The 19,359-nt window shown below is 70.9% G+C and carries 15 protein-coding genes and 3 tRNA genes; 7 read left to right on the plus strand and 11 right to left on the minus strand.

Annotated elements, in window-relative coordinates; genetic code table 11:
- Nucleotides 1-30 precede the first annotated feature (30 nt).
- A complete protein-coding gene (locus ABZ928_RS45465; RefSeq protein WP_361533226.1) occupies nt 31-384 on the minus strand; it encodes an STAS domain-containing protein in 354 nt (117 codons plus the stop codon).
- A gap of 165 nt (nt 385-549) precedes the next feature.
- Between ABZ928_RS45465 and ABZ928_RS45470 the strand changes: the two genes are divergently transcribed.
- Nucleotides 550-1,437, plus strand: a complete 888-nt coding sequence (locus ABZ928_RS45470; RefSeq protein WP_361533501.1) for an LLM class flavin-dependent oxidoreductase — start codon at nt 550-552, stop codon at nt 1,435-1,437.
- Nucleotides 1,438-1,683: 246 nt separating this feature from the next.
- Complete coding sequence (locus ABZ928_RS45475) at nt 1,684-4,086, plus strand: M4 family metallopeptidase (protein WP_361533229.1); 2,403 nt, start codon at nt 1,684-1,686, stop codon at nt 4,084-4,086.
- 33 nt (nt 4,087-4,119) lie between these two features.
- Here ABZ928_RS45475 and ABZ928_RS45480 read toward each other — a convergent pair whose 3' ends face one another.
- Nucleotides 4,120-4,437 carry a MarR family transcriptional regulator gene (locus tag ABZ928_RS45480; RefSeq protein ID WP_361533232.1) on the minus strand — a complete coding sequence of 106 codons (318 nt, stop codon included), beginning with the start codon at nt 4,435-4,437 and terminating at the stop codon, nt 4,120-4,122.
- A 136-nt stretch (nt 4,438-4,573) separates the two neighbouring features.
- Here ABZ928_RS45480 and ABZ928_RS45485 point away from each other — a divergent pair, with 136 nt between their 5' ends.
- Nucleotides 4,574-5,305 (plus strand): ANTAR domain-containing protein, encoded by a 732-nt coding sequence (locus ABZ928_RS45485; protein ID WP_361533235.1) that lies wholly within the window; start codon nt 4,574-4,576, stop codon nt 5,303-5,305.
- Between the two features lie 33 nt (nt 5,306-5,338).
- Here the strand turns inward: ABZ928_RS45485 and ABZ928_RS45490 are convergent, their stop codons facing one another.
- From ABZ928_RS45490 to ABZ928_RS45520, 7 genes are all read right to left on the minus strand, one after another.
- The gene (locus ABZ928_RS45490) at nt 5,339-6,196 is read right to left on the minus strand and encodes an SDR family oxidoreductase (RefSeq protein ID WP_361533238.1); all 858 of its coding nucleotides are present in this window, start codon (nt 6,194-6,196) and stop codon (nt 5,339-5,341) included.
- Complete coding sequence (locus tag ABZ928_RS45495; RefSeq protein WP_361533241.1) at nt 6,193-6,867, minus strand: O-methyltransferase; 675 nt, start codon at nt 6,865-6,867, stop codon at nt 6,193-6,195. Before ABZ928_RS45495 ends, ABZ928_RS45490 begins: the two co-directional genes overlap by 4 nt.
- Before the next feature lie 58 nt (nt 6,868-6,925).
- Nucleotides 6,926-7,852, minus strand: a complete 927-nt coding sequence (locus tag ABZ928_RS45500) for a hypothetical protein (protein WP_361533244.1) — start codon at nt 7,850-7,852, stop codon at nt 6,926-6,928.
- Nucleotides 7,853-7,880: 28 nt separating this feature from the next.
- The gene (locus ABZ928_RS45505) at nt 7,881-9,386 is read right to left on the minus strand and encodes an aromatic amino acid ammonia-lyase (RefSeq protein WP_361533247.1); all 1,506 of its coding nucleotides are present in this window, start codon (nt 9,384-9,386) and stop codon (nt 7,881-7,883) included.
- Between the two features lie 266 nt (nt 9,387-9,652).
- Nucleotides 9,653-9,729 (minus strand) — tRNA-Ile (locus tag ABZ928_RS45510).
- A gap of 179 nt (nt 9,730-9,908) precedes the next feature.
- Nucleotides 9,909-9,981: transfer RNA gene (locus ABZ928_RS45515), tRNA-Asn, on the minus strand.
- Nucleotides 9,982-9,987: 6 nt separating this feature from the next.
- Nucleotides 9,988-10,060: transfer RNA gene (locus ABZ928_RS45520), tRNA-Asn, on the minus strand.
- A 145-nt stretch (nt 10,061-10,205) separates the two neighbouring features.
- Here ABZ928_RS45520 and ABZ928_RS45525 point away from each other — a divergent pair.
- The 4 genes from ABZ928_RS45525 (at nt 10,206) to ABZ928_RS45540 (ending at nt 15,854) form a co-directional block, all read left to right on the plus strand.
- Nucleotides 10,206-10,511 carry a YtxH domain-containing protein gene (locus tag ABZ928_RS45525; protein ID WP_361533250.1) on the plus strand — a complete coding sequence of 102 codons (306 nt, stop codon included), beginning with the start codon at nt 10,206-10,208 and terminating at the stop codon, nt 10,509-10,511.
- A gap of 72 nt (nt 10,512-10,583) precedes the next feature.
- Nucleotides 10,584-12,023, plus strand: coding sequence for an FGGY family carbohydrate kinase (locus ABZ928_RS45530; protein WP_361533253.1), 1,440 nt, complete (start codon nt 10,584-10,586; stop codon nt 12,021-12,023).
- A 169-nt stretch (nt 12,024-12,192) separates the two neighbouring features.
- Nucleotides 12,193-13,926 carry an ABC transporter ATP-binding protein gene (locus ABZ928_RS45535; protein WP_361533256.1) on the plus strand — a complete coding sequence of 578 codons (1,734 nt, stop codon included), beginning with the start codon at nt 12,193-12,195 and terminating at the stop codon, nt 13,924-13,926.
- The gene (locus tag ABZ928_RS45540) at nt 13,926-15,854 is read left to right on the plus strand and encodes an ABC transporter ATP-binding protein (RefSeq protein WP_361533259.1); all 1,929 of its coding nucleotides are present in this window, start codon (nt 13,926-13,928) and stop codon (nt 15,852-15,854) included. Before ABZ928_RS45535 ends, ABZ928_RS45540 begins: the two co-directional genes overlap by 1 nt.
- A gap of 176 nt (nt 15,855-16,030) precedes the next feature.
- Here the strand turns inward: ABZ928_RS45540 and ABZ928_RS45545 are convergent, their stop codons facing one another.
- Nucleotides 16,031-17,323 (minus strand): RNA polymerase sigma factor, encoded by a 1,293-nt coding sequence (locus ABZ928_RS45545; protein WP_361533262.1) that lies wholly within the window; start codon nt 17,321-17,323, stop codon nt 16,031-16,033.
- A 104-nt stretch (nt 17,324-17,427) separates the two neighbouring features.
- A complete protein-coding gene (gene dnaG, locus ABZ928_RS45550; RefSeq protein ID WP_361533265.1) occupies nt 17,428-19,332 on the minus strand; it encodes a DNA primase in 1,905 nt (634 codons plus the stop codon).
- Nucleotides 19,333-19,359 lie beyond the last annotated feature (27 nt).

Below are 19,359 nucleotides of genomic sequence, written 5' to 3' on the forward strand. Positions count from 1 at the left end.
CAGCCCCCTCCAGCGCGAACGCGGCGGCGGTCATGACAGCGACACCTCGATCCCCGACAGCCCCGGCCAGAACATCTCCAGTACCCGGCTCAGCGCGGGCGGCGGGCAGTGCAGCTCGATCAAACGGCCCTCCTCCAGCCGTTGCGCGGCGGCCGCCAGCGCGCCGACGCCGGCGACGTCGACGAAGGTCACGGCGGACAGCTCCAGCCGGTAGACCTCCGCACGCGCACGTACGGCCTGCTCCAGCGCGCCCTCCCAGATGACCTGCGTACCGAGTTCCACCTCACCCGCGGCACGCAGCCCGCTGCGCCCGGACAGCCGGGACACCACGAGCCGGGGTGTCACACCGGTGGTCCGGGGAGGCGGCCGGTCATGGAGATGCACGCCGTCTCCTCCCTGCTTCCGGACAAAAACGCGCGTACCCCGATCACCGCGACTCATTCCCCACCGAATCCCGACCACCCTCCGACACCGGGCTCCGCACGGTCGCCGCCGTCAAAGCCGTTGATCGACTCCCCGGGGGACCATAGGTTCCGATGCATGACGAGCATGGCGAACCTCCGCATCGGTGTGATGTACGACCGCGACTGGGCCCCCGAGGACCTGCCCGCCTTCGCCCGCCGGGCCGAGGAACTCGGCGCGGACGACCTCTGGGTGGTCGAGGACCTCAGCTGGAACGGCGGGGTCTCGGCGGCCGCCGTCGCCCTCGGCGCGACCGAGCGGCTGCGCGTGGGCATCGGCATCGCCCCGGCCCCGTTGCGCAGCCCCGCGCTCCTGGCGATGGAACTGGCCACGCTGGCAAGGGTGTTCCCGGGCCGTCTGGTCGCCGGCATCGGACACGGCGTCCGGGAGTGGATGGAGCAGGTCGGTGTCGCCCCGCGCTCCCCGCTGGCCCTCCTGGAGGAGACGATCACCGCCGTACGGGCGCTGCTGCACGGGGAGCGGGTCACCCTGGACGGCCGGGAGGTACGGATCGACGGCGTCGAGCTCGTCCACCCGCCCGCCGAACCGCCGCCGCTGGTCGCGGGCGTGGTCAAGCCACGCTCCCTGGAGCTGTCGGGGCGGATCGCGGACGGCACGCTCATCGCGGAGGGGCACGGCCCGCGGGATCTGGAGCACATCCGGACGCTGCTCGCCAAGGGCGGCGCGGGCGACGACCCTTCACTGAGCAACCACTCGCTGAACGTGTTCGCCTTCGCCTGCGTCGACGACGACCCCGACGCCGTGGCCCGCACCCTGCACCCGCACACCGAGGGCCACGGCGCCTGGCTGGGCCGCCCGCAGGAGGAGGTCTTCACGGTCTCCGGGAGCGCGGCGGAGGCCGCCGCGGGCATCGGCGCGCTGGGGGCGTCCGGCGCCGACACCGTCGTACTCCGCTTCACCGGGCCCGAACCCCTCCGGCAGCTGGAAGCCGTCCTGGCGGCCGCCGGCCGCTGACCGCCGACCGGGCTCACAGCAAACACACAGGTCAGCGGGCCCATAGAGGGTTAACCCTCGAATGACTCCCACCCGGCTGACATGCCACCGTCAACTCTGTCACTCTTCCTCCACCCTGCGCACAGGCTCCACACGCCCCGCGCAAAGGTTCCCGCACGGCCCTGCTCAGCTCGTCCCGGACAGCACATCCCGTCTGCCCGGTCTGTCACCGGCCGCCGCAGCGCGGCCGTCGCAGTAGGAGCAAGAGTGAGACGAACCCCCCGTCCGGCGGCCACCGCCGGAGCCCTGGCGGCCACCGCCGCGCTGCTGGCCCTCGGCATACAGTCGGTACCCGCGACCGCCGCCCCCGCATCCCCCCACCCGAGCCCGCTGCGCACCGGAGGCCTGGAGGCCAAGCTCTCCCCGGCCCAGCGCACCGCACTCATCAAGAGCGCCGACGCCAGGACCGCGGCGACCGCCGAGTCGATCGGCCTCGGCGCCAAGGAGAAGCTGGTCGTCAAGGACGTCGTCAAGGACAACGACGGCACGCTGCACACCCGTTACGAGCGCACCTTCGCCGGGCTGCCCGTCCTCGGCGGCGACCTCGTCGTGCACACACCCCCGGCCACGCTGGCCGCCGGCACCGTGAGCACCACCTTCAACAACAACCGCCGTACCGTCTCGGTCAAGTCGACGACCGCGACCTACACCAAGTCCGCCGCCCAGTCGAAGGCGCTGAAGACCGCCAAGGCGCTCGACGCGACCAGCCCGGCCGCCGAGAGCGCCCGCAAGGTGATCTGGGCGGGCGAGGGCACCCCGAAGCTGGCCTGGGAGACGGTCGTCACCGGCTTCCAGGACGACGGCACGCCCAGCAAGCTGCACGTCATCACCGACGCCACCACCGGCGCCGAACTCTCCCGCTTCGAGGGCATCGAGACCGGCACCGGCAACAGCCAGTACAGCGGCACGGTCACCATCGGAACCACGCTGTCCGGCTCGACGTACCAGCTGTACGACACCACGCGCGGCGGCCACAAGACGTACAGCCTCAACAACGGCACGTCGGGCACCGGCACGCTGATGACCGACTCCGACGACACCTGGGGCACGGGCTCCGGTTCCAACACCCAGACCGCGGGCGTCGACGCGCACTACGGCGCGCAGGTCACCTGGGACTTCTACAAGAACACCTTCGGCCGGAGCGGCATCAAGAACGACGGTGTCGCCGCCTACAGCCGCGTCCACTACAGCACGGCGTACGTCAACGCCTTCTGGGACGACGACTGCTTCTGCATGACCTACGGCGACGGCACCAGCAGCACCCACGCGCTGACCTCCCTCGACGTGGCCGGCCACGAGATGACCCACGGCGTCACCTCCAACACCGCCGGTCTCAACTACACCGGTGAATCAGGCGGGTTGAACGAGGCGACCTCCGATATCTTCGGCACCGGCGTGGAGTTCTACGCCGCGAACTCCACCGACGTCGGTGACTACCTCATCGGCGAGAAGATCGACATCAACGGCGACGGCACGCCGCTGCGTTACATGGACGAGCCCGACAAGGACGGCTCGTCGGCGGACAGTTGGTACTCCGGCGTCGGCAACCTCGACGTGCACTACTCGTCCGGCCCCGCGAACCACATGTTCTACCTGCTCTCCGAGGGCAGCGGCTCCAAGACCATCAACGGCGTCACCTACAACAGCCCCACCTCCGACGGGGTCGCCGTCGCCGGCATCGGACGGGCCGCGGCCCTCCAGATCTGGTACAAGGCGCTGACGACGTACATGACGTCCAGCACCAACTACGCGGGCGCCCGCACCGCCGCGCTCAACGCCGCCGCGGCCCTCTACGGCACCAGCTCCACGCAGTACGCCGGGGTCGGCAACGCCTTCGCGGGCATCAACGTCGGCAGCCACATCACCGTCCCGACGACCGGCGTCACGGTGACCAACCCGGGCAGCCAGACCTCGACCGTCGGCACCGCCGTGAGCCTCCAGATCAGTGCCAGTTCGACCAACAGCGGCTCACTGACCTACGCGGCCACCGGCCTGCCGACCGGCCTGTCGATCAGCAGCTCGACGGGCCTGATCTCCGGCACTCCGACGACCGCGGGGACCTACAGCACGACCGTCACGGTCACCGACAGCGCCAGTGCGACCGGCACCGCGACCTTCACCTGGACCGTGAACTCCAGCGGTGGCGGCGGCAGTTGCACCTCCACGCAGCTCCTGGGCAACGCGGGCTTCGAGTCCGGCAACACCACCTGGACCGCGACCAGCGGGGTCATCACCAGCTCCAGCAGCCAGGCCGCCCGCACCGGCTCCTACAAGGCCTGGCTGGACGGCTACGGCTCCACCCACACCGACACGCTCTCCCAGTCGGTGACGATCCCGAGCGGCTGCACGGGCACCACGTTCACCTTCTACCTGCACATCGACACGGCCGAGACCACCACCAGCACGCAGTACGACAAGCTGACGGTCACCGCCGGTTCGACCACCCTGGCCACGTACTCCAACCTCAACGCGGCCTCCGGGTACGTCCAGAAGTCCTTCAGCCTCTCGGCCTTCGCGGGGACCACGGTCGCCCTGAAGTTCAGCGGCGTCGAGGACTCCTCGCTCCAGACCAGCTTCGTCATCGACGACACGGCCGTCACGACCAGCTGACGATCCTCCCCCGCAACACCTTGGGCGGCCTCCTCACCGGGGGCCGCCCTCGCGTTCCACGTGGGCGAGCAGTGCCAGCAGGGACGCCACGGTGAGCCCGGCCTCGGCGGGGTGCCGCAGGATCGCCCCCTCCTCGATCTCGTACGTGTTGCCGCGTCCCTCGCGCTTGTGGGACAGATAGCCGCTCTGCTCCAGGTCCGAAATGATCTTCTGGACGGCGCGTTCCGTCAGCCGGCAGTGCGCGGCGATGTCACGGACCCGCGCGTTCTGGTTCTCGGCGATGACCGCCAGCACCCGCGCGTGGTTGGTGATGAACGTCCATCCCGTGTGCGATTCCGTCGCTCCTCCCATGGGCACATCGTACGCCCGAGGGTTCGCGCAAGAAAATACACGAAACCAATTTCACGTATCCCTTGACGTAGGTCCACACGGGGGCGAATCTGATGACGGAAGACGGTCAGCTGGTTCGGCTCACGGGAGAGGACCAATGCCAGAGGCGGCACACTCCGGGTGCGGGCACGCCGATGACTGCGAGCGACTGGCCGGCGGCACCGGCGCGGCACGGCTGACGGTCTGTGCCCGCCCCGAGGGTGACCGGATGCTCGTCACGCTGGACGGCGACCTCGACCTCTCCACGGACCAGGTGCTCCAACAGGCGCTGCGCTCCGCGCTGGTCCGCGCCCGCGAGGGCATCGACCTGGACCTCGGCGGGGTGGAGTTCTGCGACTGCTCGGGGCTCAACGCCCTGCTGGGGATCCGTCAGCAGGCCCGTGAGCAGTCGAAGACGGTCACGATCCGCGGCATCAGCCCGAGCGCCGAGCGGGTGTTCACGCTCACGGCCACCCTGCCCCTGTTCCTGCCGGACGACGACAGCAGCGACGGCACCGACGGCGACGAAGGCGACGAGGACGGCGGCGGCAGCGTCGCCACGCAGGACGCCCGCGTCGAGGTCGTCCAGCTGCGGCGGGCCATGCAGACCCGCGGCCTCATCGACCTGGCCCGCGGCATCCTCATGGCCGTCTTCACCCTGAGCGCGGAGGAGGCGTGGAGCGTCCTGGTGATGACCTCCCAGAACACCAACACCAAACTCCACCGCACGGCCCAGCAGTTGGTGGACTCCATCAGGGGAGAGGCCCTGCCGGGTCCGGCCCGCGAGCAGCTGTCCGCCGCGGTCACCCACGTCACCGCCGTACGCGGTCGAACGGGAGACGTGGGATGAGCCGTTCCCGCGCGCTACGGCCGCCCTGTCAGGTCAGGTGACACTCGCTTCCGGATCGCCGCGCAGCAGCGCGTCCAGGTCGTCCACCGAGCTGATGTAGCGGCCGGACAGCGCGTCGGCGTCCCCCGCGGCCAGCCGCAGCAGCATGCCGGTGGCGCGGTGCAGCGGGACCATCTTCCCGGCCTCCCGGGTCCGCCGCGCCCAGCGCACCATCTCCGCACTCCAGGGATCGTCCGGGGGCAGGTCCCCCGCCAGCGCGGTCCGCGTCATACCGATGTCGACCGCGCCCGGGTCGTAGTCCAGTACGGCGACCCCGTGCGGGCGCAGTTCCCGGGCGAGGTTCTCGGTGAGCTTGATGACCGCGGCCTTGGACACCGAGTACGCGGCGGCATGCGGCCACCGGTACCGCCCCGCATGGCTGACGAGGTTGACGATCCGCCCCCGCCGACGGGCCGTCATGAACTCCAGCGCGGCACCGGACACGAGCAGCGTCCCCTTGAGGTTGACCTCCATCGCCCGCCACCAGTCCCCGGCGTCGGTCTGCCAGGTAGGCCCCACCGGCCCGGTCACCGCCGCGTTGTTGATCACGACGTCGACACCACCGGCGGCCCGCTCCGCACGGGCGACGGTACGACGGACCGTCCCGGGATCACTCACATCCCCCGCGATGGCCTCGACGTCCACCCCGTCGGCGCGCAACGACTTCTCGGCCTCGTCGAGCGCCGCCTCGTCCCGCCCGGTGATGAACAGCCGAGCCCCCGCCGCACCCAGCGCGTGCGCGAAAGCCCGCCCGAGTCCCTTCGCACCGCCGGTCAGCAGAACGACCTGTCCGCGCATGCCCACCGCACCTCCCTCAGGACCGTCGCCCGCGGCGTACGGCGTCTCGCTCACGGTGTCCGTTTCCGCGCGATCGTCAGCCCGTCCGCGATGGGCAGCAGCACGGACTCGACCCGCTCGTCGGCCCGCACCCGGGCGTTGAACCGCCGGATGCCGGCCGCGTTGCCCGTGCACCCGGGGTCGGCCGCCGCGCCCCCGTACAGCACGTTGTCCGCGAGCAGCAGCCCGCCCGGGCGCACCCGGGGCACCAGCAGCTCCCAGTACGTCTCGTAGCCGGTCTTGTCCGCGTCGAGGAAGACCAGGTCGATCACCGGCTCCTCGGGGAGCCGCCGCAGTGTCTCCTCGGCGGGCCCGAGCCGGAGTTCGACGCGGTCGGCGACCCCGGCGGCCTCCCAGGCCTCGCGGGCGACGGCCGTCCACTCCTCCGACAGGTCGCAGGTGACGACCGTGCCGTCGGCGGGCAGTCCGAGGGCGAAGGCGAGGGTGGAGTACCCGGTGAAGGTGCCGACCTCCACGATCCGCCGCGCCCCGGTCAGCCGGGTCAGCAAGGTCAGGAACGCCCCCTGCTCATGCGGGATCTGCATCTCCGCGGCCTGCCCCAGCGCATGCGTCCGCTCGATCAGCCGCCGCTGCACGGGGCTCGGCGGATCGGCCTGGGCGAGCACGTACGCGTACAGCGCGGGGGTCATCGGGACGGACTTGCCGGCGGTGACGGCCGGGGTCATGGGCGCTCCTCACGAGATGAACGGGACGAAGAGAACTAATGGAATGAAAAGGTATGGCTCATGTGGCGCTGCTCGCCGGATGAAGACGGGATCCCGGGCACCGCTCCCCGGCGGCGACGTCCTCCGCCAGCCCCCGCAACAGCGGCACCGCCCGGTCCGCGACAACCCGCACCACCCGCATCCGGCGATCCTCCGACAGACCGTGCGCGGCCAGGTCGCACAGCACCTGGGTGAGCCGGCGGACCAACTGGGCGTCGTAGGCCGGTTCGCACACCGGCCGCCGCCGTACCACGAAGTACGCGTCGTACAGGTCGCGTTCCTCTTCGGTGGGCCCCTCACCGGGACGGCGCCCGTGCTCCTGCAACAGCGAGACCCCGCCCGGCACCAGCTTCTCGGCCACCGCCATGTGCACCCGGTGGTTGAGCCGCGCCGCCTCGGCCAACGGGGCCGTCAGCTCACGGGGGTGACGCTCGAGCACCCGCCGCACCAGCCCGGGAATGGCCTCGTAGTCACGGGCCCACTCCCCGCTGAACGCCGGATGGCGGTCCGTCATCTCGGCGCGGACGGTGGCCGCGTACCGCTCGGCCGTACAGCTCCCGGCGTACAGGAAGAGAACCGAGTACACGTCGTACAGCCGCGCCGCCGCCCCGATCAGGTCCTCGGCCGGTTCCGGCGCCCGCGCCGCCGCCTCCAGCGTGGCCCGCAGCCGCTGCCACAGGGCGATCGCCGCGTGGTGCCCCAGGATCCAGCGGTACCGGGCGCGGTCGCCTGGCCGGTCGGGGGCGCGCAGCAGACCGGGCGGAATCCCCATGGCCGCCTGCCTCAGCAGCCGCAGATCCCCCTCGGCGGGACGGCGGCACTCCGGCGCCCGTCGGCAGACCTCGGGCGGACGCCCCGGTTCGGGCAGGAGCAGCGGTTCGAGGACGGCGTACGGCGTGGGGGCGCCGATGACATGGCAGGGGCTGTTCTCGTCCGGCAGGGACATGGGGGGACGGATCCTTCGCTGCGGTGGGTCAGGGCCGTGGGCCGGCGAGGGTGTCGAGGAGGTCGGCGGCCCGCCGGGTCTCCTCGTCCAGGGGGCGGTCGCGCTCGATGGGCCGGCAGAACACGCCCAGCTCCTCGACCAGCGCGGCCGTCGCCGGGGCGAGCCGGCGCTCGCCGACATGGGCCGCCTGCCGCAGGGCCACGGCGAGCGAACCGTGCAGCAGCCGCAGCATGCGGGCCGCGTCGAGGGCGTTGAGGGCGGCCTGGGTGCCGAAGGGGATGACGTCCTGGTTGTGCAGGTTGGTGGGCAGGCTCTGCACGCTCGCCGGATGGGCGCTGCGGCGCATCGCCGCGACCATCGCGGTGGCGGTGACCTGGAGCCCCTGGACGGCGTGCTGCCGGCCGGGGTCGGGGGACAGCATGGGCGGCAGCCCGCCGTTGCGGTGCGGGTCGATCAGCAGATCGAGCTGACGCTCGGCGAGATTGCCGAGCTGGGTGGCGGCGAGCGTCATCAGGTCGGCGGCGAACGCGACGGGCTGGCCGAAGAAGTTCCCGCCGTGCGCGACGAGGTCACGGTCGGGAAAGAACAGCGGGTTGTCACTGACGGAGTTCATGTCCCGCCGAACGACCTCGGCCGCGTGCGCCACCGACGTACCCGCTGCCCCGACCAACTGCGGCACACACCGCACGCTGTACGGCTCCTGCAACGGCCGCGTCCCGGACGGGTCCAGCCCGTCGAGGAGAGCCCTCAGCTCGCCGCCCACCCGCGCCGCCTCCGGATGCCCGAAGGCGTCGAGGAGTCGGGGGTCGGCGAAGGCGGGGAGCGCGCCGAGGACGTCGGTGAGCGCGGCGGACAGCCGTACGGCGATGGCGCGGGACCGGAGCAGCGAGGCCGCCGCGAGTCCGGCGGCGGCGGCCGTCAGCGAGGTGCCGTTGACGAGGGCCAGAGCGTCCCGGCCGCCGAGTTCCATCGGCGTGAGACCGGCGAGGGCGAGCGCCTCGGCCGCCGGGATCCGCCGGCCGTCGAGATGGGCGTACCCCTCGCCGCGCAGCGCCCGGGCGAGATAGGCGAGCGGCACCAGGTCCCCGCTGGCGCCGAGCGAGCCGAGCCGGGGGACGGCGGGCGCGAAGGGGGTGGCGAGCGCGGCGACGAGGGAGTCGACGACGGTCACCGCCACGCCGGAGTGCCCCCGGCACAGGGATCCCAGCCGTACGAGCATCGTCGCCCGGACCGTCTCCGGGTCGAGGTCGGGGCCCTGACCGGCGGTCAGATGCGCGAGTACGTTGTCGCACTGGTCACTGGCCTCGGCCCGCCCCTCGTACCCGACGAGCGGTCCGAACCCGGTGGTGGCCCCGTACACCGGCCGGCCGTCCCCGATCCTCCGCAGCGCGAAGGCGTGGCAGTCGTCGACCCGTCGCAGCACCTCGTCGTCGAGCCGGACACCGAGGGGACCGGCCGCGGCCCGTTCCAGTGCGCCGAGGTCGATCGGGGTGTCGGCCCCGATCGCGAGCGAGTCGGACACGGCAGTGGACACTCAGCCCTCCAAGGCAGAACACGACTCCCCCGCGTCGTGCCATGCCTCCCACCCCCACGGCCCCATCACCCGACGAGCCCGGCAGCCTCCTCCCAACGACGTCCACGGCTGCTCCGACCGGCCGGGAGCGCTTGCCGGGAGCGGACGGGTCTGGGCATCGAGCTGTGAGCGTGTGAGCGGAATCCCGGGGGCACTGCGATGTTGACGCCCCGTCAAACCCCAGAGGGTGACGCTTCCCAGGTCAGAACGTTTTTTCGACCTACGTATGGTGGGGCGGGTGGGACTCGAACCCACGGCCGGCGGATTATGAGTCCGCTGCTCTAACCGGCTGAGCTACCGCCCCATAGCGGCGTGTCGCGTACATGTGTGCGCGCCGTCTGCCGCAGCATAGCCGCTCATACGATCTCCTGCTTCGTATGGTCGACTTCGCATGCCCTGAAGGACTCCGCCGTGACCTGCGCGGTTCCCGGGACGAGGGTGAAGACATGAAAAAGGACCCCATCGGGGTCCTCGTTCAATGCGCTCTCCCGACTGGACTCGAACCAGTAACCTGCCGGTTAACAGCCGGCTGCTCTGCCAATTGAGCTACGGAAGATCGAAGCTCCCCCGACTGGACTCGAACCAGTAACCTGCCGGTTAACAGCCGGCTGCTCTGCCAATTGAGCTACGGAGGAATGCCTCGTTGCATCGAACGTACCTCCCTGGGTATTCGCCAGGGGGCGGGCGTTCGCTGCGACACATACATTAGCGCAAGCAGGGGGGTGCTCCGCCAATCGGTTCCCCCCGGCACCGAGCTACAACGAGGGAAGGGTGGCCCCCATGCGCTACAAGCTCACGTTCGTCGCCGGGCTGGCACTGGGTTACGTGCTGGGCACCCGCGCCGGGCGGGAACGCTACGAGCAGCTGAAGAAGTCCGCACGTCAGGTCGCCCAGAACCCCGCGGTCCGCAACACCGCGGAGTCGGCCGCGCAGCAGGGCCGCCAGTTCGCGGGCAAGGCGTATCACGCGGTGAGCGAGAAGGTGGGCGACCGGGTTCCCGAGTCGGTGACCCAGCGCGTGCGCTCCCTGCGGGACCGGAACGCGAACGGTGCGGCCGAGGACGACTGGGGCACCAGCAACACCTAGGACCCGTTGTCCGGCGGGCGGCTGGAACCTGTCCGGCGGGCGGTGCCGGGGACTGCCCATAGAATTTTCGCCATGGGGATAGTCGCCGGGCTGGACAGTTCGCCCGATTTCACTCGCATCGTCGTCTGCGACGCGGACACGGGCACCGTGCTCAAGCAGGGGTATGCCCCGCACCCGGTGGAGGGGCGCCCCTCCGACATCGATCCCCAGGCCTGGCTGCTGTCCCTCGGTGAGGCAGCCGGCGGCGGACTCCTGGAGGGCGTGCAGGCCATCGGCGTGTCCTCGCAGCAGAACGCCGTCGTGCCGCTGGACGCCCAGGGCAACACCGTGCGCCCCGCCATGGTCGGCGCGGACAAGCGCGCCCAGGTCCCGGCGGCCGATCTGATCGACGCGCTCGGCGGGCGCGAGGCGTGGGCGCAGGCGGTGGGATGTGTGCCGCAGGCGGCGCAGCCCGTCACCAAGCTGCGCTGGCTGGCCAAGAACGAGCCCGACGCGGCCGCCCGCACCGCGGTGCTGTTGCAGGCCCACGACTGGCTGGTGTGGCAGCTCCTCGGCCGCCCGGTCCGCCGCACCACCGACCGCGGCGGCGCCTCCGGCACCGGCTACTGGTCCGCCGCGACCGGCGCCTACCGCACCGACCTCGTGGAACTGGCCCTCGGCCACCAGGCCATGCTCCCCGAGGTGATCGGCCCCTCGGACGCGGCCGGTACGACGCCGGAGGGGCTGCTGATCTCCGCCGGGACCGGCGAGACGATGGCCGCCGCCTTCGGGCTCGGCATCGGGCTCGGGGACGCGGTCGTGTCGCTCGGGGCCTCCGGGTCCGTGATGGCCGTGCACCCCGAGGCGCTCGTCGACAGCTCCGGGATGATCACCTCCCTCGCCGACGCCACCGGCATGCACCTGCCGGTCGTCACCACGCTGAACGCCGTACGGACCCTGCGCGGCACCGCCGAACTGCTCGGGCTGCCGGATCTGGAGAGTCTGTCCGAGCTGGCGATGAAGTCGACGCCGGGCTCCCACGGCCTCGTACTGCTGCCGTATCTGGAGGGTGAGCGGACGCCGCAGCTTCCGCACACCGCGGGGACGCTCGCCGGGCTGCGGCGGGAGTCGATGAAGGCGGAGCATCTGGCGCGGGCCTCGTTCGAGGGCATGCTGTGCGGGCTCGCCGACGCGCTGGACGTGCTGCGCGGGCGGGGCGTGGAGGTGCGGCGGGTGTTCCTGCTGGGGGCGGCGGCCGAGCTGGCGGCCGTGCAGGCGGCGGCGCCGGCGATCTTCGGGGCGCAGGTCGTCGTACCGCAGCCCGCGGACTACGCGGCGCTCGGTGCCGCCCGGCAGGCCGCGTGGGCGCTCGGGGTGTCGCAGGGCACCCTCGATCCGCGCACCCCGCCGCTGTGGCAGGGGCCGGCCGCGCAGCTCCTGGAGCCGGGCGAGGATCTGGCGGTGGGGCAGGCGGTGCGGCAGCAGTTCGTGTCGGTGCGGGAGCAGACCCACCCCGGGGCCTTCAGGTCGTAGCGCTCCCGCCGTAGCGGAATGTGAGGGACCGGTAGGGGTCCCACCCGTAAGGCGGTACGAAGCACTGCTGTCGGCTTAATCGGTTGAGGTAACGCGGGGGGAGTGTTCGACGATAGGGGCCAGGGGCAACCACCTCCGTGCCCCTGTCGCCGACTCCGAGAGAAGCAGCGTGCTCATACGACTTCTGCGGACCTATCTCAGGCCCTACAGGAAACCCATCGCTCTGCTGGTGCTGCTGCAGTTCCTGCAGACCTGCGCCACCCTCTACCTGCCCACGCTGAACGCCGCGATCATCGACAACGGCGTCGTCAACGGCGACACCGGCTACATCCTGTCCTACGGCGCCCTGATGATCGGCATCTCGCTGGCGCAGGTCGTCTGCAACATCGGGGCCGTGTACTACGGCGCCAAGACCGCGTCCGCGCTCGGGCGGGACGTGCGGGCGGCCGTGTTCGACCGGGTGCAGTCGTTCTCCGCCCGTGAGGTCGGTCACTTCGGGGCGCCCTCGCTGATCACGCGGACCACGAACGACGTCCAGCAGGTGCAGATGCTGGCCCTGATGACGTTCACGCTCATGGTGTCGGCGCCCATCATGTGCGTCGGCGGCATCGTCCTCGCCCTCGGTCTGGACGTACCGCTGTCGGCGGTGCTGGTGGCCGTCGTACCGACGCTCGGCATCTGTGTGACGCTCATCGTGCGGCGGCTGCGGCCGCTGTTCCGGTCGATGCAGGTGCGCCTGGACACCGTGAACCGGGTGCTGCGCGAGCAGATCACCGGTAACCGGGTGATCAGGGCGTTCGTACGCGACGAGTACGAGCAGGAGCGGTTCCGGAAGGCCAACGGCGACCTGACCGAGATGTCGCTGAAGACCGGCAATCTGCTCGCGCTGATGTTCCCGGTGGTCATGACGACGGTGAACCTGTCGTCGATCGCCGTGGTGTGGTTCGGCGCCCATCGCATCGACAGCGGCGGGATGCAGATCGGCGATCTCACCGCGTTTCTCGCCTATCTCATGCAGATCGTGATGTCCGTGATGATGGCCACCTTCATGTTCATGATGGTGCCGCGCGCGGAGGTGTGCGCCGAACGCATCCAGGAGGTGCTCGACACGTCGTCGAGCGTGGTTCCCCCGGTGGCCCCCGTCACGGAGCTGCGGCGGCACGGGCATCTGGAGATCCGGGACGCGGGCTTCCGCTACCCGGGTGCCGAGGAGCCGGTGCTGAAGGCCGTCGACCTGGTGGCCCGGCCCGGTGAGGTGACGGCCGTGATCGGCTCGACCGGCAGCGGCAAGTCGACGCTCCTCGGCCTGGTCCCCCGGCTGTTCGACGCGACCGAGGGCGAGGTCCTGGTCGACGGGGTGCCGGTCGCGGACGTCGAGCCGACGCTGCTCGCGAAGACGGTCGGGCTCGTCCCGCAGAAGCCGTATCTCTTCGCGGGGACCGTGGCGACCAATCTGCGCTACGGCAATCCCGACGCGACCGACGAGGAGCTGTGGCACGCGCTGGAGGTGGCGCAGGCCAAGGGCTTCGTCGAGGGGCTGGAGAACGGCCTCGACTCCCCCATCGCGCAGGGCGGCACGAACGTCTCAGGCGGTCAGCGGCAGCGGCTGGCGATCGCCCGCACGCTCGTGCAGCGTCCGGAGATCTACCTCTTCGACGACTCCTTCTCCGCCCTCGACTACGCCACCGACGCGGCGCTGCGCGCGGCGCTGTCCCGGGAGACCGCCGAGGCGACCGTCGTGATCGTCGCCCAGCGGGTGGCGACCATCCGGGACGCCGACCGGATCGTCGTCCTCGACGAGGGCCGGGTCGTCGGCACCGGAACGCACCACGAGCTGATGGCCGGCAACGAGACCTACCGGGAGATCGTGCTCTCCCAGCTGACGGAAGCGGAGGCGGCCTGATGGCGGGGCCCATGGGGCGCATGATGGCGGGGACAGGCCCGGACCACCGCTCGCTGGACTTCAAGGTGTCCGGGCGGCGGCTGATCGGCCATTTCCGGCCCGAGCGGTTCACCATCTACGCGCTGCTGGCCTGCGTGGTCGTCAGCGTCGGCCTGAACTCGATCGGGCCATGGATCCTCGGCAAGGCCACCGACCTGGTCTTCGCGGGCATCGTCGGACGGGAGATGCCGGCCGGGGCGTCGAAGGAGGAAGTCCTCGCCTCGATGCGCGAGCGCGGCGACTCCACGATCGCCGACATGCTGAGCGGCACCGACTTCACGCCCGGCGAGGGCATCGACTTCACCGCCGTGGGGCATGTGCTGCTGCTCGCCACCGGGGCGTTCCTGGTCGCGGGCCTGCTGATGGCGGTGGCGACGCGGCTGGTCAACCGGGCCGTCAACCGGACGATGTTCCGGCTGCGGGAGGACGTACAGACGAAGCTGTCGCGGCTGCCGCTGTCGTACTTCGACAAGCGGCAGCGCGGTGAGGTGCTGTCCCGGGCGACGAACGACATCGACAACATCGGGCAGACCCTCCAGCAGTCGATGGGGCAGCTCATCAACTCGCTGCTGACGATCATCGGTGTGCTCGGGATGATGTTCTACGTCTCCTGGCTGCTGGCGCTGGTCGCGCTGGTGACCGTGCCGCTGTCGTTCGTCGTCGCCACCCGCGTGGGCAAGCGGTCGCAGCCGCACTTCGTGCAGCAGTGGCGCTCGACAGGCAAGCTCAACGCGCACGTCGAGGAGATGTACACCGGGCACACCCTCGTGAAGGTGTTCGGGCGGCAGCAGGAGTCGGCCGAGCAGTTCGCCGAGCAGAACGAGGCGCTGTACGAGGCCGGGTTCAAGGCGCAGTTCAACAGCGGTGTCATGCAGCCGCTGATGATGTTCGTGTCGAACATCAACTACGTGCTGGTGGCGGTGGTCGGCGGCCTGCGGGTCGCGTCGGGTGCCCTCTCCATCGGTGACGTGCAGGCCTTCATCCAGTACTCCCGGCAGTTCTCGATGCCGCTGACGCAGGTGGCGTCGATGGCGAACCTGGTGCAGTCGGGCGTTGCTTCCGCCGAGCGGATCTTCGAGCTGCTGGACGCGGAGGAGCAGGAAGCCGATCCGATGCCGGGTGAGCGGCCCGCCGAGCTGCGGGGGCGGGTGGCTCTGGAGGGCGTGTCCTTCCGGTACGACCCCGACAAGCCGCTCATCGAGGATCTGTCGCTCAAGGTCGAGCCCGGGCACACCGTCGCGATCGTCGGGCCCACGGGCGCCGGCAAGACGACGCTGGTCAACCTCCTCATGCGCTTCTACGACGTGTCGGGTGGGCGGATCACCCTCGACGGGGTCGACATCGCGCGGATGTCCCGGGACGAGCTGCGGGCCGGGATCGGGATGGTGCTCCAGGACACGTGGCTGTTCGGCGGCACGATCGCGGAGAACATCGCTTACGGGGCCTCGCGGGAGGTCACTCGGGGGGAGATCGAGGAGGCCGCCCGGGCGGCGCACGCGGACCGGTTCGTGCGGACGCTGCCCGACGGGTACGACACGGTGATCGACGACGAGGGGACCGGGGTCAGCGCGGGTGAGAAGCAGCTGATCACGATCGCTCGGGCGTTCCTGTCCGATCCGACGATCCTGGTGCTGGACGAGGCGACGTCTTCGGTGGACACGCGTACCGAGGTGTTGATCCAGAAGGCCATGGCGAAGCTCGCGCACGGGCGGACGTCGTTCGTGATCGCGCATCGGCTGTCGACGATCCGGGACGCGGACACGATCCTGGTGATGGAGAACGGGTCGATCGTCGAGCAGGGGGCGCACGGGGATCTGCTGGCGGCGGACGGGGCGTATGCGCGGTTGTACAAGGCGCAGTTCGCTCAGGCGGTGGCTGAGGTGGACTGACCGGGCGCGCGCAGTGGGGGCTGGGGTGGGGGTGGGTGACGCTCGCCCGCGCTGGCGGGGTGCCGCCTGCGCCCACCCGTGCCGCCCCTAGCGGCACGCCTGCCCGCAGGCTCAGCCGGAGATGCTTAGGGGCGCGGGGAACTGCGCGATCAGCCCCCACGCGCCCGCACCCGGCGTCAGTCCAGGTAACCCCTCAGCTGGTCCGCGAAGGCGTGGTCCCTGAGCTTGTTCAGGGTCTTCGACTCGATCTGCCTTATCCGTTCCCGCGTCACGCCGAAGATCCGTCCGATCTCCTCCAGCGTGCGCGGCCGGCCGTCGGCCAGGCCGTACCGGAGTTGGACGACCTTCCGTTCCCGCTCGCCCAGCGTGGACAGCACCGCTTCCAGGTGCTCCCTCAGGAGCAGGAAGGCCGCCGACTCCACGGGACTCGTCGCGTCGCCGTCCTCGATCAGGTCGCCCAGCGCGACGTCGTCCTCCTCGCCGACCGGCGCGTGCAGGGACACCGGTTCCTGAGCGAGCCGCAGCACCTCGCTGACCCGCTCCGGCGGGAGGTCGAGGTGCGCGGCGACTTCCTCCGGGGTCGGTTCGTAGCCCCGTTCCTGGAGCATGCGCCGCTGGACGCGGACGACGCGGTTGATCAACTCGACCACGTGGACGGGGACTCGGATGGTTCGGGCCTGGTCGGCGAGGGCCCGGGACATGGCCTGGCGGATCCACCAGGTGGCGTACGTCGAGAACTTGTAGCCGCGGGCGTAGTCGAACTTCTCCACAGCCCTGATCAGGCCCAGGTTTCCCTCCTGGACCAGGTCGAGCATGGTCAGCCCGCGGCCCACGTACCGCTTGGCCACCGACACCACCAGGCGGAGGTTCGCCTCGATCAGGCGGCGCTTGGCCATGCGGCCCATGACGACGATGCGGTCGAGGTCGAGCGCCAACTGGCTGTCCAGGTCGGGGGTGTTGCTGAGCTTCTCCTCGGCGAACAGGCCGGCTTCGACGCGCCGGGCGAGTTCGACCTCCTCCGCGGCCGTGAGCAGCGGAATGCGGCCGATCTCGCGGAGGTACTGGCGGAACAGGTCGGAGGACGGGCCACCGGTGTCGGCGGTACGGGCGCGGGCCGCTACCCGCGTCTCGACCGGCTCGGCGGGTTCCGCGCTCTCCAGGGCGTCGGCCGGCGGCTCTTCCGGCTCCGCCTCGGGGTGGTGCACGACACGGTTCTGCGGGGGGACCGCGACAAGAACGTCGGTCTCCGCGTCCGGCTCCGTGCCGTCCGTACTGTTCTCGGTCTGGGTGAGGGTCTGGGTCTGCACGGGGGCGACCTCCAGGATGATCGCTGCAGAAGTGAGCGGCAGCGCTGTTTCGGGGGCGGAGTCGGCGGCCTCGCCGCTTTCCGTCCCGTACGCGATGAGCGGAACCGCGGGGGTCTGGGACCCGCTGGGGACGGATCGGCCGCGCTCCGAGGACTCAGGCACCGGAACCCAGTGTGGAGTACGACACATAGCCGCCACGAGGGGCGTGCGGTGACTTTTTGAGTCCGGTCCGTGACCGGGTGGTTACCCTGACGGACGCGACACGCTCAGAGAGCTGCGGCTCCGTGCTCTCGCAGCGCCTGGTCGTACTGCTGGAGTACCCACAATTCGTTCTGTACCGCGGCCGATTGCGCGGGATCGCTGTGCTGACCGAGCCGGGTGAGTGTGCTCTGGATGTCACGGATCCGGCGCTCGACGGCGCGGCGGCGGACCGCCACCAGCTGTACGCCCGCGTAGATCTCGTCGACCGTCTTGCGCATGATCGCCTCGACCGCGAGTTCCGTGACCATCGCGCGGACCGCGTCGTCGGGGGCGGCCTCGCGGACCCGGACGAGATAGTCCTGCGGGTCCTGTACGCCGTACTCGGCGCCGCCCGCCTCCATGATGGCCAGGCGTACGGCGGCGTAGGGCGCGGCGGTGAACTCGTCGATGCCGTACGCGTCGAAGGCCGGGGAGACCAGCTCGGGGCGCTGGAGGGCGAGTTTCAGGAGTTCGCGTTCCGTGGCGAAGACGGGGTTGCGAAGGGTGAGGGCCGGGCCCGCCACCGCAGACCGCGGAGCGCCTTCGTACGGCTGCTGCGGGCCGCGGCCCGCCGGGGCCGGGCCCTTGCCGCCGCGGTCGCGGGCCCAACGGGCCAGCTGGGCCACCCGCTTGACCACGAACTGGGTGTCGAGGATGCCGAGCATGCCGGCGAGCTGGACGGCGACCTCGTGCTGGGCGCCGCTGTTCTTGATGCGGGCGACGATGGGGGCGGCCTCGTCGAGGGCCGCCGCCCGGCCCGCGGGGGTGTCGAGGTCGTAGCGGACGACGATCTGGCGGAGCGCGAACTCGAAGAGGGGGGTGCGGGGTTCGGCCAGTTCGGCCACCGCCTCGTCGCCCTTGGCGAGGCGCAGTTCGCAGGGGTCCATGCCGTCGGGGGCGATGGCGATGTAGGTCTCGGCGGCGAACTTCTGGTCGTCCTCGAAGGCGCGCAGGGCCGCCTTCTGGCCGGCCGCGTCGCCGTCGAAGGTGAAGATCACGCGGGCCGAGCCGTTGTCCATGAGGAGGCGGCGGAGGATCTTGATGTGGTCGCCGCCGAAGGCAGTGCCGCAGGTCGCGATGGCCGTCGTGACCCCGGCCAGGTGGCAGGCCATGACGTCGGTGTAGCCCTCGACCACGACCGCGCGGGACGCCTTGGCGATGTCCTTCTTCGCGAGGTCGATGCCGTAGAGGACCTGGGACTTCTTGTAGATCGCCGTGTCGGGCGTGTTGAGGTACTTGGGGCCGGTGTCGGCCTCGTACAGCTTGCGGGCGCCGAAGCCGACGACGTCGCCGCCGATGTCGCGGATGGGCCACATCAGGCGGCCGCGGAAGCGGTCGATGGGGCCGCGGCGGCCCTCCTGGGACAGGCCGGAGAGCAGGAGCTCCTTGTCGGTGAAGCCCTTGCCGCGGAGGTAGCGGGTGAGGTGGTCCCAGCCCTGGGGGCTGTAGCCCACGGAGAAGTGCTCGGCGGCGGACTGGTCGAAGCCGCGCTCGGCGAGGAACTTGCGGCCGGTGTCGGCCTCCGGGCTGGTGGCGAGCTGTTCCACGTACCAGTCGGCGGCGATCTTGTGGGCCTCGACCAGGCGGATCCGCTCGCCGCGCTGGTGGGCGGGGTTGTAGCCGCCCTCCTCGTAGCGCAGGGTGATGCCCGCCTGGCCGGCGAGGCGCTCGACGGCCTCGGAGAAGGTGAGGTGGTCGACCTTCATCACGAACGTGATGGTGTCGCCGCCCTCCTGGCAGCCGAAGCAGTGGAAGAGTCCCTTGCTCGGGCTGACCTGGAAGGACGGCGACTTCTCGTCGTGGAACGGACAGAGGCCCTTGAGGTTGCCACCGCCCGCGTTGCGCAGCTGGAGGTACTCGGACACCACGGCGTCGATCGGGACCGCGTCCCGTACCGCCTTCACGTCCTCGTCGTTGATCCGTCCTGCCACGCGTGAATTCTACGGTGGTGCACTGAC

Origin of the sequence: Streptomyces sp. NPDC046909 (assembly GCF_040644695.1) — a bacterium.
Classification (GTDB): domain Bacteria; phylum Actinomycetota; class Actinomycetes; order Streptomycetales; family Streptomycetaceae; genus Streptomyces.